This is a genomic window from Streptomyces sp. NPDC055815 (assembly GCF_053616475.1).
In genome coordinates, this window is sequence record NZ_JBSHDU010000015.1 from 29,227 (window position 1) to 42,027 (window position 12,801).

The window sequence follows — 12,801 nt, forward strand, 5'->3', positions numbered from 1 at the left end:
CCTTTCACCGGAGCAGATAGGGCATGTTGACGGTCACCGCGCCGGTGGGACAGCGGGCGGCGCACGGGCCGCAGTACCAGCACTCGTCCACGTGCATGTACGCCTTGCCGTCCTCCTCGCGGATGGCCAGCGAGTCGAGCGGACACATGTCGACGCAGAGCGTGCAGCCGTCGATGCACTTCGACTCGTCGACGGTCACGGGCACGTCGCCGCGCTGGGGGACCACGGGCATGGCTGTCTCCAGGAAAGGGGTGTGAGGGGGAGCGGAGCGAGGTCAGAGGGAGCGGCGGAGGACGCCGCTCATGGTGATGCGGTCACCGCGGAACCGGATGAACTCCAGGTCCACCGGCCGCCCGTCGGGCAGACAGGTCAGCCGCTCCAGCATCAGGACGGCGGCGCCGCGCGGCGCCTGGAGGACGGCGGCGGAGTGCGCGTCGGCGTTGACGGCCTCCAGGGTGATCTCCGCGTGCCCGAGCGGGCCGCCGGTCAGCTGCTCCAGGAGCCGGAACACATCCGTGTTCTCCAGGTCGCAGCCGAGGAGTTCACCCCCGACGTCCATCGGCAGGTACGACAGGTCGAGCGAGAGCGGCAGCCCGTTCAGGCGCCGCAGCCGCTCGATGCAGAGCACGTCCGTGTGCTCGGGCAGGCCGAGCCGGTGGGCCACCGGACCGGGCGCGCCGACCGGGCCCACCGTCCGCACCTCGTTGGTGACCCGGCCGTGCTCGTGCAGGGTCTCGGCGAGCCCCTGGAGCCGGTCCAGGCCGTGCGGGTACTTCTCGCAGACCACCACCGTCCCGACCCCCGGCTGCCGGTCGACCAGCTGCTCACCGCGCAGCAGGTCCAGGGCCTGCCGGACGGTGTTGCGACTGGCCCGGTAGTCGGCCGCGATCAGGTCCTCCAGGGGGAGGACCCCGCCGGGGAAGCCGCCCGCCAGGATCTGGTGGCGCAGCAGATCGGCGAGCTGCCGCGCCCGGTCGGCGCGCAGCCGCCGACGGCGGGCGGCGGCGACGGGGCGGGCGGCGGGAGCGGGTTCGGCGGGCATGGCACGGAACGTAGCGGCGCACCGGCCCCGGTGGTGTTGCCGCAGTATTGCGCCACCTGACACCCCCTTCGTACGCCTCTGACCTGCGGCGACGATGGGAGGGCTGCGAGATCCGCCACCCGGGCGCCCAGCACGTGGACAACCGTCCGCCCACCATGTGGGAAGCGTCAGACGGCCGGACCGTGCACCTGCTCCCTGAGGGCCGTCGAGAGGTGGTGGTGCAGCAGGCCGAGGACCGGCTCGTCCGGGGCGAACAGGCCGGCGGCCAGCTTCCAGTACCGGGGGAGCACCGGGCTGTCGTCCAGGGCGAGCAACTCCAGGAGCCGGCGACGGAAGTCCGGGGTGTCCGGCTCCCCGCGCGCGTGGGCGTAGGCGGAGACGAAACTGTCCAGGGCCCCGCCGTCCTGCGGCGCCCGCCCCGCCAGCATCGCGGCCGAGGCGAGCCCGTACGCCTCCGCGAGCCCCTCGTACAGCACGACCGGACGGTACTCACCGTCCGGGAGCGGGGGCGAAGGCCGGAACTCCGGCCGTTCGAGCCGCGGGTCGGTGACGAGCGCGTGCAGCCGGGCGAACGCGAGGACGTCGTCGGTGCCGGGCTCGTCCGGCGGCCGCGGCACCACCGCGTCGAGGACCATGGACACCACCCGCCCCGGCAGCCGCGCCGGCAGGGCCCGCCGCCAGAACCGGACCAGGGCGTCCGTGTCCGGCGGGGCGGGCAGCGCGCCGAGCAGCCGCAACCGCTCCGCGCGCTCCCCGGCGGCGCACTCCTGGAGCAGCCGCAGGGAGGCCTCCTTCCAGCGCAGCTCCACCAACTGGGAGCCCACGTCCTTCAGTTGCCCCGCCACGGCCTCCTCCAGGACGTCGTCGGCGCCGTCCCTCTCCAGCACCCGCTCCACCTCGGGAACCGGCAGGTCGAGGGCGCGCAGGGACCGGATGAACCGCAGCCGGTCGAGGGCCTCGGCCCCGTATCTGCGATGGCCCCCGGAACTGCGGACCGCCTCCGGCAGCAGACCGCGATCGGAGTAGAACCGCACGGTCTTGACCGTGACCCCCGCCCGCGCGGCCAGCTCCCCGATGCTCCACAGACCGTCCGACGACACCAGGCGAACCTCCTTCAGCGGGAGCCGATGATCTCCGGGCCCGTCCATTCTGCCGTGGCTCACGACCGGCGGACTTGAATCTCCCGCAAGGGGAGTTCCTAGCGTGACCGCGAGACGTTCCCCGGAAAAGACAGAGGAGACGGCCATGACGGCTTTCGTGCTGGTGTCGGACACCTTCACCGGTGGCTGGGTGTGGGAGGAGACCGCCGCCCGGCTGCGGGCGGCGGGAGCGGAGGCGTACCCCGTGACCCTGACCGGGACGGGGGACCGGCGCGCCGAGGCCGGACCCGGGACCGGCCTGGAGACGCACATCGAGGAGCTCGTCGCGCTCGTCGACGGGATCACGGCCGCCGAGGTGGTCCTCGTGGGCCACGGATACGGCCTGTACCCGGTGTTCGGCGCCGCCGACCGGCGGGCCGGGCGCGTCGCCCGGATCGTCTCCGTGGACACGGGCCCCCCGGGGGACGGCGAGGCCGCCGTCCGCTCCGTACCCGACCCGGAGGTCCGCGAGCTGCTCGCCGCACGGCCCGACGCACCCGTCCCGCCGCCGGCGCCCGGCGCCTGGTCCCGGTGGGGCAGCGTCGAGGGGATCCCCGCCGACGCCCTCGTACGCCTGGAGCGCGAGGCCGCGCCCCAGCCGGCCGGCACCCTCACCGAGCCGCTCCGCCTGACCGGCGCCGCGGCCGCCCTGCCGACCACGGGCGTCCTGTGCGCCGCCAACGGGCAGAGCATCGCCATGGTCGAGATGGCGGTGGCCTCGGGCCCGCCCCAGTTCCGGGTGCTCACCGAGGACCGGTTCCGCTTCTTCGAACTCGCCACCGGGCACTGGCCGATGCTCTCGGCCCCCGGGGAGCTGGCCGAGGTGCTGCTGCGCGCGGCGGCCGGCGAGGGCCACCGGGTGGCCGCGCCCGAGGGCGACGGCCACGAGCAGCCCTCCCACCTGCTGCCCTTCCTCCTCGACGTGCCCGAGCGGCCGCGCGAGCGCGTCGGACGGGTCGACCTCCACCTCCCGGACGCCGAAGGGCCCCGGCCGGCGATCGTCTTCGTCCACGGCGGCCCCATCGAGCCCGACCGGCGGCCCACCCCGCGGGACACGCCGTTCTTCCTGGGATACGGCCGCTACGCGGCGAGCCTGGGCGCCGTCGGCGTCACCCTGGACCACCGGCTCCACGGCCTCGCCGACTACGCCCGCGCCGCCGACGACCTCGCCGAGGCCGTCGAACTGGTCCGCGCCGACCCGCGGGTCGACGGGGAGCGGATCGCGCTGTGGTTCTTCTCCACCGGCGGGCCGCTCGCCGCGGACTGGCTCGCCGCGCCCCCGCCGTGGCTGCGCTGTGTCGCGGCGACCTATCCCGCCCTGGCGCCGCTGCCCGGCTGGGAGTCGGTCGAACCCCGCTTCCGCCCCGTCGACACAGTGGGCACGGCGGACGGGCCGCCGGTCGTCCTGACCCGCGCCGGTCTTGAGCACCCGGTGTTCACGGCGACCGTCGAGGCGTTCCTCACCGCCGCGAAGGAGCGCGGGGCCGACGTCGAGGTCGTCGACGCGCCCCACGGCCACCACGCCTTCGAACTCGTCGATCCCACCGACGAGTCCCGGGCGGTCGTGGAACGGTCGATGCGCGCGGTCCTCGCACGCCTGGGGGAGTGACGCACACGCGGGCCGGGGAGGGAGCGTCGCTCCCTTCCCGGCCCGCCCGTCATGCCGCCGGTCGCCGGCGGCGGGGCACGGAGTCCAGGAGGAGCCGGGTGTACGGGTGTACCGGCGCGTCCAGGACCTGCGTGGTCGGCCCCGTCTCCACGACCTGTCCGGATTTCAGCACCAGGACCTCGTCCGCGATGTGCCGGACCACCGCCAGGTCGTGGGTGACGAACAGATAGCCGATGCCCGACTCCCGGCGGATCGAGCCGAGGAGTTCGAGGATCTGCGCCTGGATCGACACGTCGAGCGCGGCGACCGCCTCGTCGAGGACGAGCACCCGGGGCTCGACGGCGAGGGCGCGGGCGATCGCCACGCGCTGCCGCTGCCCGCCGGAGAGGCCCCGGGGCAGGGCGGAGGCCTCGCGGGTGCCGAGACCGACCTGGTCGAGGAGCTCGCCGACCCGGGCCTTACGGCTGGCCGGGTCGAGGTCGGTGTGCAGCCGCAGGACCTCGTCGAGGCAGCCCGAGACAGTCACCCGGGGATCGAGCGACAGATACGGGTCCTGGAAGACCATCTGGATGTCCCGGGCCCTGGCGAGCCGTTCGGCCCGGCCCCGTGGCCGGGCCGAACGGTCCTTGCCGTCGAGGCGGACCGTGCCGCCGTCCGGGCGTTCCAGACCGACGAGCATCCGGACCGTGGTGGTCTTGCCGCTGCCGGACTCCCCGACGAGGGCGAGGGAGGACCCGGGCGCGAGGGCGAACGACACGCCGTCGACGGCCGTGTGGTCCCCGTACCGCTTGCGCAGGCCCTCGACGACGAGGCCCTCCTTGAACGCGACAGGCGTGACAGGCGTGACGGTCACAGCGTGATCCCTTCTTCGGCACGGTGGCAGGCGGCGAGCCCGTCGCCGTGGCGTACGAGCGCGGGCGGCTCCTCGGCGCAGCGCGGCAGCGCGTGGGCGCAGCGCGCGGCGAAGGAGCAGCCGGGCGGCGCCTCCGCGAGGGAGACGGGGCGGCCCGGGATGGGCCGCGGGGCCGGCGCGTCCGGTTCGAGGCGCGGGGTGCAGGCGAGCAGGCCCGCCGTGTACGGGTGCCGGGGCCGGTCGAACAGTTCGTCCGTGGACCGGGTCTCCACGATCCGGCCCGCGTACATGACGTACACCCGGTCGCAGATCGCGGCGGCCAGTTCGAGGTCGTGGGTGACGAACAGCATGCCCGTGCCCCGCTCGGCCCGCAGCCGGGCCAGGATCGAGATGACCTCGGCCTGCGTGGTGACGTCGAGCGCGGTCGTCGGCTCGTCGGCGAGGAGGAGGGCCGGCTCGCTCGCGAGGGCCGCCGCGATGACGACCCGCTGGAGCATGCCGCCGGAGAACTGGTGCGGATGGCGGCGCAGGGCGCCGCGCGGGTCGCGGATGCCGACCGCGTCGAGGAGTTCCTCGGCGCGGGCGGTCGCCTCGGCGGCGGGCGTCCCGGCCGCGCGCAGCCCCTCGGTGAGGAAGTCGCCCACCCGCCGCAGCGGGTTGACGGAGGCGCGGGGGTCCTGGAAGACCATCGAGACCTGCCGGGCCCGCAGCGCGGTGAGCTCGGCGCGGTTCATCGCGAGGACGTCCCGCCCTGCGACCCGGACCTGCCCCTCGGTGCGGGCGCCCCCGGGCAGCAGCCCGAGGACGCTGCGGCAGGCCACGGACTTGCCGGAGCCGGACTCGCCGACCAGGCCGACCGTCTCCCCGGGCCGTACGGTCAGACCGACCCCGTCCAGGATCGGCCGGGCGGCCCGGTCGCCGGCGAGCCGGACGCCGAGGCCCTCGATCTCCAGGACCGGCGCTTTCGCCACCGTGCTCATCGTGTTCACCGTTCCCGCTTCGCGATCCGGTCGGCGAGCCCCTCGCCGACGATGCCGAACGCCACCACGGCGAGCACGATGCACGCGGAGGGCGCGAGGGCCGGCAGCATCGCCCCCTGCAGGACGGCCGCCTGCCCCTCGTTGATCATGGCGCCCCAGTCGGCGGCCGGCGGCTGCACCCCGAAGCCGAGGAAGGAGAGCGCCGCCAGGTCCATCAGCGCGTACCCGAAGTTCATCGCGGACTGCGCGAAGACCGTCGGCGCGATGTTGGGCAGCAGATGTCGTACGCAGACGGTCCAGCCGGACCAGCCCTGCACCCGGTACGCCTCGATGTACGGCCGGGCCTTCTCCTGCCGGGCGATGCCCCGGACGAGCCGTCCCACGTACGGGGTGTAGGCGACGGACATGGCGATCACGGGCGCGGTGAGCCCCTCGCCGACGACCGACACGAGCAGGATCGCGAGCAGCAGTCCGGGGATCGCGAAGACGAGGTCCATGGACCGGGAGAGCATCGTGTCCACCCAGCCGCCCCGCCAGGCCGCCACCACACCGAGGAGGGTGCCGAGCAGAGTGGAGACGCCGACGACGAGCAGCGGCCCGAGCAGCCCGGTGCGGGCGCCGTGGAGCAGCCGGGACAGGATGTCCCGGCCCGACTGGTCGGTGCCGAGCAGATGGTCGCCGGTGGTGCCGACGAGACTCGCCGCCAGGTCGAGCGCCTCCGGGTCGTACGGGGCGAGGGCGGGCGCGAGCAGGGCGACCAGGACGAGCAGCGCGAGCACCGCGACCGAGACCGCGAAGAGCGGGCCCTGGCCGAACGGGCGCAGGGCGCGCAGCCCCGGCCTGCGGTACGGCACCGCGGAGGTGGTGGAGGTCATGAGGAGCCTTCCCCGAGGGAGAGACGGGGGTCGATGAGCGGGGCGAGCAGGTCGACGACGAGGTTGACGAGGACGAAGGCCGCCACGCTGAGCAGGGTGATCGCCTGCACGACGGCGAAGTCCTTGGAGGTGACCGACTGCACGAGCAGCGAGCCGAGGCCCGGCACGTCGAAGGCGGTCTCGACGATCGAGGTGGAGATGAGGAGGCCGGCGAGCATCGTGCCGCCGACGGTCACGACGGGACCCAGCGCGTTGCGCAGCACGTGCCGGCGGACCACGGACCGGCCCGCGACGCCCCGGGCCCGCGCCACCTCGACGTGCTCGCGCCCGAGTTCGTCGAGCATCGCCGAGCGGGTCACCCGGGCGAGGAGTCCCGCGAAGGACAGCGCCAGGGCGAAGGCCGGCAGGGTCAGCTGGAAGAGCCGCTCGGAGAGGCCCGCGGGGGTGCCGCCGCCCGGTCCCGGGAACCAGCCGAGCTGTACGGAGAAGAGCGAGACGAGCGCGATGGCCGTCACGAACGAGGGCGTGGCGGTGGCGACACCGGTGCCGATGAGCACCACCCGGTCCGGCAGGCCGGGGCGCAGCGCCCCGAGGATGCCGGCCGCGACGCCGAGCACCGTCACCAGCACGGCGGCGTAGCCGACGAGCAGGGCGGTGCCGGGCAGCCGGGAGCCGATGAGCGAGGCCACGTCCTGGTGGTACTGGGCCGAGCGGCCGAAGTCGCCGCTCAGGACGGAGCCGAGCCACTTCGCGTACTGCGTGACCAGCGGGTCGTCCAGGTGGTGCTCCGCCCGCAGGGCCGCCACGGCCTCGGGGGTCGCGGGGCGGCCGTGCAGGAGGAACGACACCGGGTCGCCGGGGGCCAGGTGGACGGAGCCGAAGACCACCAGGGAGGTCACGAACAGCACCGCCGCCAGGCCGAGGAGCCGTCCGACGAGGTAGCGCGTCATCGCTGGGAGGCCCCGATCGTCGCGGCCCACGGGAAGTAGAGCTGGGCGATGCCGGTCGGCGCGCCGGTGATCCGCTTGCCGAGGAAGACCGAGTACGGCGCCTCGTACACGGGGATGACGGGCAGCTCGTCCATCGCGATCTTCTGGAGCTTCGCGGTGAGTTCCGCGCGCTTGACCGGGTCGGGCTCGGAGTTGGCCTTGTCGAAGGCGACGTCGAACTCGGCGTTCGACCAGCGGCCGTAGTTCCCGAAGTCGCCGGTGCGCAGGTACTGGTAGAACTCCAGCGGGTCGGGCGTGTTGTCGTAGCCGTTGGTGATGACCAGGTCGAGTCCCTCGCGCGCGTCGGGGTCGACGAAGATGCTGCTGTACGCGTCGGGCGAGACCGGCTTCAGCCGGACGTCGAGGCCGATCTGGCGGCCCGCGGCCTGGACGGCGTTGGCGACGACGCTGATCTCGGGCGCCAGCGTGCTGGTGACGAGGGTGATCGTCCGGCCGTTCGCGTGGGCCTCCTTGACGAGCTTCCTGGCCGCCTCGACGTCGTACGCGGGCTCGGGCAGCGTGTCGTACAGCTCGGCCGTCTTCTCCGGGGCCAGCGCCCAGGCGCCGCGCGCGGCGGGGGCCTTGGCGGGGACGCCGACGCCGCCCGCCGCGGCCTTGATGATGTTCTTCCGGTCGAGGGCCATCGACAGGGCCTTGCGGACCTTGAGGTTGCCGAGCGGGCCGTGGAAGTCGAGCACCGCGAGGTTGGCGGCGGCGGTGTTCGGGCCGAAGAGGAGCGCACCCTTGGTGCCGGCCTTCAGCTGGGCGAAGGAGGAGGACGGGACCAGGTAGCCGCCGTCCGCCGTGCCGGACAGGAAGGCGTTGGAGCGGGCCGTGGCGTCCTCGATGAAGGTGAACTTCACCTTCTCGGACTTGGGCGTGAGGGACGTGTCCCAGTAGGCGGCGTTCTTCTTGAGGGTGATGCTGTCGCCCTGCGCCCAGGAGTCGAGGGCGTACGGGCCGGTGCAGTTCAGCCGGCCCTTCGGCGTGCCGTAGTCCTTGCCCTCCTTGGCGAGGGAGGCGGCGCTCACGATCGTGCCGGGGGAGGCGGCCATCAGTTCGTGGAAGAGGACGTCCTCCTTGCCGAGGCGGATCGTCACCTCCAGGGGGCCGGTCTTCTCGACGGCGTCGACGCTCTTGAAGGCGGAGCCCCAGGGCGAGCCGGTCTTCGGGTCCATCTGGCGCTTGAGGGAGGCGACCACGTCGTCGGCGGTCATGGTGGTGCCGTCGTGGAACCTCACCCCGGGCCGCAGGGTGTAGACGAGGGTGCGCGGGTCGGGCTGCGCCCACTTCACGGCGAGGCCGGGCACGATCTTCATGTCGGGCGTGACCCGCAGCAGCTGTTCGCACACGTTGGCGAGGACCGTGTTCGGCGGGTAGTCGTACGCGAGGGCGTAGTCCAGCGTGTACGGCTCGGCGTACAGGGACCAGGTGAAGGAGTCCAGCGGGCCCTGCGCGGGCGGGGAGGTCGGGCTGACCTTGAAGTCGGTGCCGCCGCCGGCGGCGGGCTTCGTGGCGCCGGAGCAGGCGGACGTGGTGGCCGCGAGGGCGGCGGTACAGACGAGAAGCGCGAGGGCTCTGGGCATGCGCATGGGGAGGGACCCACCCCTTTACAGGTGTAGTGACGGGCTCGGGGGGATGGAGCGAGTATTGGTGCGGGAACGTTCCCGCACAAGGCCTGCGTCCGACTTTGCGGGAACGGTTTTGCAGAGGTCACGAGGGTGGCACCATCACCCCATGACCGAAGCTTCACGGCACGGCGGGCAGCCCTCGTCGCCCATCCCGCGCGTCCGCCTGGTCGACGTGGCCCGCGAGGCGGGCCTGTCCAAGACGACCGTCTCGGCGGCGCTCAACGGCACCGGCAGACTCTCCCCCGAGGTACGGGAGAGGGCCCGCGCGACCGCGCGCAGAATGGGCTACCGGCCCAACGCCGCCGCACGCGGGCTGCGCGCGGGACGGGCCCGGCTGATCGGATACGTGGTCGGCGAGTTCGCCGACGCTCCCTGGACCTTTCTCGAGTCGCCGTACTTCGCCCGGCTGACCGGCGCGACCGCGGCCACCGCGCTGCGCCGCGGCTACGCCGTGGTGCTGCTGCCCGCCGGCTCCCTGCAGAGCGAGTGGGCCGACCTGTCCCTCGACGCGGTGGTCGTCGCCGATCCCGTCGCCGACGACCCGGTCGTCGAGGACCTCCTCGCCGCCGGCATCCCCGTCTTCACGGACCGTTCCGTCGAGGGGCTGCCCGGCGCGTACTGGGTGGACGTCGACGCGGGCGGCGCCGTCGGTGAGGCCCTCGACCACCTCCGTGAGCAGGGGGCCCGCAGGCCCGTCGTCGTGGTGCCGGACAGCACCACCCGCTTCCACACCGAGGTGTACGCCGCCCACCGGGAGTGGTGCGCCGCCCACGGCCTGCCGGAACGGGTGGTACGCGTCGGGGAGCCCGGCAACGGGCCCGTCGTGCGGGCCGTCGAGACCGCCCTGGCCGGCGACGGTCCCGAGCGGCCCGACGCCCTCCTCGTCGTGGCCGAGGCGAGCCCGCCCCTCGTCCTGGAGGCGGTGCGCCGCCAGGGGTACGAGGTCCCGGACGACCTGCTGGTCGTCCTGGTGAGCGAGGACGCCACGGCCCTGCACACGGAGCCGCCGGTGACCACGCTGAGCCTGCGGCCGGAAGCGGTCGCGGAGGCCGGCGTCGAGCACCTCGTCGCGGTCCTGGAACACGGCCGCCGCGAACCCGCGGGGACGCTCGTACCGACGCGTCTCGACGTACGGGGATCGTCGCTGCGGCGCTGAGGCGCGGTCAGACCGCGTGCACCAGCCGCCCGCCGACGTACGTCCGCTCCACCCGGGCCTCGGCGATCTCCTCCGGCGGGCCGGTGAGGATGTCGCGGTCCAGGACGACCAGGTCGGCGAGGTGGCCGGCGCGCAGACTGCCGGTGTCGTCGAGACCGTTCACATGCGCGGAGCCCGCGGTGTAGGCGGCGAGCGCCGTGGTCAGGTCGAGGCGCTGCTCGGCGTAGAAGACCCGCTCGTCGGTGGCCTCCGGGTCGCGGCGGTTCACGGCGACGTGGATGCCCTCGATCGGGTTCGGGCTGCTGACCGGCCAGTCGCTGCCGGCCGCGAGGGTGGCCCCGGCCCGTACGAGATCGCCGAACGGGTACTGCCAGGCGGCGCGTTCGGGACCGAGGAACGGGATGGTCAGCTCGTCCATCTGCGGCTCGTGCGCGGCCCACAGCGGCTGGATGTTCGCGAGGGCGCCGAGCGCCGCGAACCGGGCCAGGTCGTCGGGGTGGACGACCTGGAGGTGGGCGAGGTGGTGACGGTTGCCGCGGCGCCCGTTGGCGGCGATCGCCGCCTCCAGGGCGTCCAGGGCCTCACGGACGGCCCGGTCGCCCAGGGCGTGGAAGTGGACCTGGAAGTCCAGGGCGTCCAGCTCGGTCACGTACCCGCGCAGCGCCTCCGGATCGACGAAGCTCAGCCCGCTGTTGGCGGTGGCGCAGCCGCAGCCGTCCAGGTACGGGGTCGTCATGGCGGCGGTGAAGTTCTCCGCGATGCCGTCCTGCATGATCTTCACCGAGCCCGCGCGGAACCGGCCGACGCTCAACTTCTCGCGCCGGGCCACCAGTTCGGGGATCTGCTCGGCCCCCCGCTCCCGGTCCCACCAGAGCGCCCCGGTCACCCGGGCCGTCAGCGAACCGTCGCCGGCCGCGCTCAGATACGCCTCCGAAGGGTCGGCCATGCCGCCGAAGGAACCGAGCAGCGCGTCCTGCCAGGCCGTGATGCCCAGCGAGTGCAGCAGCTTCTGGGCCCGCAGCAGACCGGCGAGCCGGTCCTCGGCGGTCGTCGGCGGCACGAGCCGGGCGACGAGACCGATCGCGCCCTCCTGGAGCATGCCGCTGGGGGAGCCGTCCGCCTCCCGCTCGATCCGCCCGTCGGCGGGATCCGGGGTGGCGGCGGTCAGCCCGGCCAGCTCAAGGGCGCGGGAGTTGGCCCAGGCGCCGTGGTGGTCACGGTTCGACAGCAGCACCGGCCGGTCCGGGACGACGGAGTCGAGCAGCTGCCGGGTGGGAAGGCCGCCCTCGAAGCTCTCCATGGACCAGCCGCCGCCGGTGATCCAGGGGTGCTCCGGGTGGGTGTCCGCGTACTCCCGGATCCGCTCCAGGTAGTCGGAGACGCCGACCGTGCCGGTCAGATCGCACTCCGCCAGCTCCTTGCCGCCGGACACGGCGTGGATGTGGGCGTCCTGGAAACCGGGGAGCAGCAGTTTGCCCGTCAGGTCGACGACCTCCGTGCCGGGCCCGATGAGGTCCCGTACCTCGTCGTGGCCGACGGCCGCGATCCGCTCGCCGACGACGGCGAGCGAGGTCGCCCGGGTGCGGGCCGGGTCGGCCGTGAAGACGGGACCGCGGGTGAAGACCAGATCGGCCGTGGCCATGGGCGCTCCAGAACATGTCGTGTCGGTTGGTGGGCGCCATGCAAGCGGGCGGGCCGTTTACACGTCAATGGTGTTGACGTAAGGTTCCGGCCATGTCCGAACGCGTGGTCCCCGAAGGCAGCCGCCGGCGCCGCCGCCCCACCAAGCAGGGCGCCGTCCTCTCGGAACGGCTCATCGTCGAGACCGCGCTGCGCCTGATCGCGCAACACGGCGCGGAAGCCCTCTCGGTACGGAGGCTGGGCGCGGCCCTCGGCGCCGACCCCACGGCCCTCTACCGCTACTTCCGGAACACCGACGCCCTGCTCCTCGCCGTCGCCGACGAGATGATCGGCCGCGCGCAGGAGGGCTGGACGGCCACCGGGGACTGGCGGGTCGACCTCCGGGACCTCGGGCTCCGCATCCACGGGTGCTACCAGGCCTATCCGCAGGCGGCGGCGCTCGCGGCCCACCGGACCACCGGGCGGCCGTACGAGACCCGGGCCGTCGAGCGGATCCTCGGCGTCCTGCGCTCCGCCGGCTTCCCGGACGACCTCGCGGTCCGGATCTACCACGCCTTCGTGGACCAGGCCCTCGCCTTCGCGGCCCAGGACGCGGCGGCACTGGCCCTGCCGCCCGCCGCGCAGGAGAAGGAGGCGGAGGTCTGGCACGCGGTCTACGGCCATCTGTCCTCCGACACCCACCCGAACATCGCCGCGACCTTCCCCCTCCTGGCCGCCGACATGCGCGACAGCGGCTACCCGTTCGCCCTGGAACTGATGCTGAGCGCGGTGGCGGCGCTGAGGCCGAAGGACGCGTGAACGGAGGGCGGGAGAAGCGTGACCTGAGGGGCGGGGGTCGCGTGGCCCCAGGGCCAGGGAGGGTCTTGTGGGGCGTCGTAGCATGACT

The 12,801-nt window shown here is 73.9% G+C and carries 12 protein-coding genes; 3 read left to right on the forward strand and 9 right to left on the reverse strand.

Annotated elements, in window-relative coordinates:
* Positions 1–4: 4 nt before the first annotated feature.
* The 3 genes from ACWGN5_RS12750 to ACWGN5_RS12760 form a co-directional block, all read right to left on the reverse strand.
* Complete coding sequence (locus ACWGN5_RS12750; RefSeq protein WP_041132702.1) at positions 5–232, reverse strand: 4Fe-4S dicluster domain-containing protein; 228 nt, start codon at positions 230–232, stop codon at positions 5–7.
* Between the two features lie 42 nt (positions 233–274).
* Positions 275–1,042 (reverse strand): GntR family transcriptional regulator, encoded by a 768-nt coding sequence (locus ACWGN5_RS12755; RefSeq protein ID WP_453514000.1) that lies wholly within the window; start codon positions 1,040–1,042, stop codon positions 275–277.
* Between the two features lie 167 nt (positions 1,043–1,209).
* Positions 1,210–2,142 (reverse strand): MerR family transcriptional regulator, encoded by a 933-nt coding sequence (locus tag ACWGN5_RS12760; protein WP_453514002.1) that lies wholly within the window; start codon positions 2,140–2,142, stop codon positions 1,210–1,212.
* A gap of 145 nt (positions 2,143–2,287) precedes the next feature.
* Between ACWGN5_RS12760 and ACWGN5_RS12765 the strand changes: the two genes are divergently transcribed.
* Positions 2,288–3,790 (forward strand): dienelactone hydrolase family protein, encoded by a 1,503-nt coding sequence (locus ACWGN5_RS12765; protein ID WP_453514005.1) that lies wholly within the window; start codon positions 2,288–2,290, stop codon positions 3,788–3,790.
* A gap of 49 nt (positions 3,791–3,839) precedes the next feature.
* Here ACWGN5_RS12765 and ACWGN5_RS12770 read toward each other — a convergent pair whose 3' ends face one another.
* From ACWGN5_RS12770 to ACWGN5_RS12790, 5 genes are read right to left on the reverse strand one after another with little or no spacing between them, the layout of a single operon-like run.
* The gene (locus ACWGN5_RS12770) at positions 3,840–4,643 is read right to left on the reverse strand and encodes an ABC transporter ATP-binding protein (protein ID WP_453514008.1); all 804 of its coding nucleotides are present in this window, start codon (positions 4,641–4,643) and stop codon (positions 3,840–3,842) included.
* The gene (locus tag ACWGN5_RS12775) at positions 4,640–5,623 is read right to left on the reverse strand and encodes an ABC transporter ATP-binding protein (RefSeq protein WP_453514010.1); all 984 of its coding nucleotides are present in this window, start codon (positions 5,621–5,623) and stop codon (positions 4,640–4,642) included. Before ACWGN5_RS12775 ends, ACWGN5_RS12770 begins: the two co-directional genes overlap by 4 nt.
* Positions 5,624–5,628: 5 nt before the next feature.
* On the reverse strand, positions 5,629–6,498 hold the full coding sequence (locus ACWGN5_RS12780; RefSeq protein WP_453514013.1) for an ABC transporter permease: 870 nt from the start codon (positions 6,496–6,498) through the stop codon (positions 5,629–5,631).
* Positions 6,495–7,448: an ABC transporter permease gene (locus ACWGN5_RS12785; RefSeq protein WP_453514015.1), complete on the reverse strand. Its 954-nt coding sequence runs from the start codon at positions 7,446–7,448 to the stop codon at positions 6,495–6,497. The genes ACWGN5_RS12780 and ACWGN5_RS12785 overlap by 4 nt, the downstream gene beginning before the upstream one ends.
* Positions 7,445–9,079: an ABC transporter substrate-binding protein gene (locus ACWGN5_RS12790; protein WP_453514018.1), complete on the reverse strand. Its 1,635-nt coding sequence runs from the start codon at positions 9,077–9,079 to the stop codon at positions 7,445–7,447. The genes ACWGN5_RS12785 and ACWGN5_RS12790 overlap by 4 nt, the downstream gene beginning before the upstream one ends.
* Positions 9,080–9,224: 145 nt before the next feature.
* Here ACWGN5_RS12790 and ACWGN5_RS12795 point away from each other — a divergent pair, with 145 nt between their 5' ends.
* The gene (locus tag ACWGN5_RS12795) at positions 9,225–10,274 is read left to right on the forward strand and encodes a LacI family DNA-binding transcriptional regulator (RefSeq protein WP_453514020.1); all 1,050 of its coding nucleotides are present in this window, start codon (positions 9,225–9,227) and stop codon (positions 10,272–10,274) included.
* Between the two features lie 7 nt (positions 10,275–10,281).
* On the opposite strand, the gene ACWGN5_RS12800 is transcribed toward ACWGN5_RS12795, so the two are convergent.
* On the reverse strand, positions 10,282–11,916 hold the full coding sequence (locus tag ACWGN5_RS12800; RefSeq protein ID WP_453514022.1) for an amidohydrolase: 1,635 nt from the start codon (positions 11,914–11,916) through the stop codon (positions 10,282–10,284).
* 92 nt (positions 11,917–12,008) lie between these two features.
* Between ACWGN5_RS12800 and ACWGN5_RS12805 the strand changes: the two genes are divergently transcribed.
* Positions 12,009–12,713: a helix-turn-helix domain-containing protein gene (locus ACWGN5_RS12805; protein ID WP_453514025.1), complete on the forward strand. Its 705-nt coding sequence runs from the start codon at positions 12,009–12,011 to the stop codon at positions 12,711–12,713.
* Positions 12,714–12,801 lie beyond the last annotated feature (88 nt).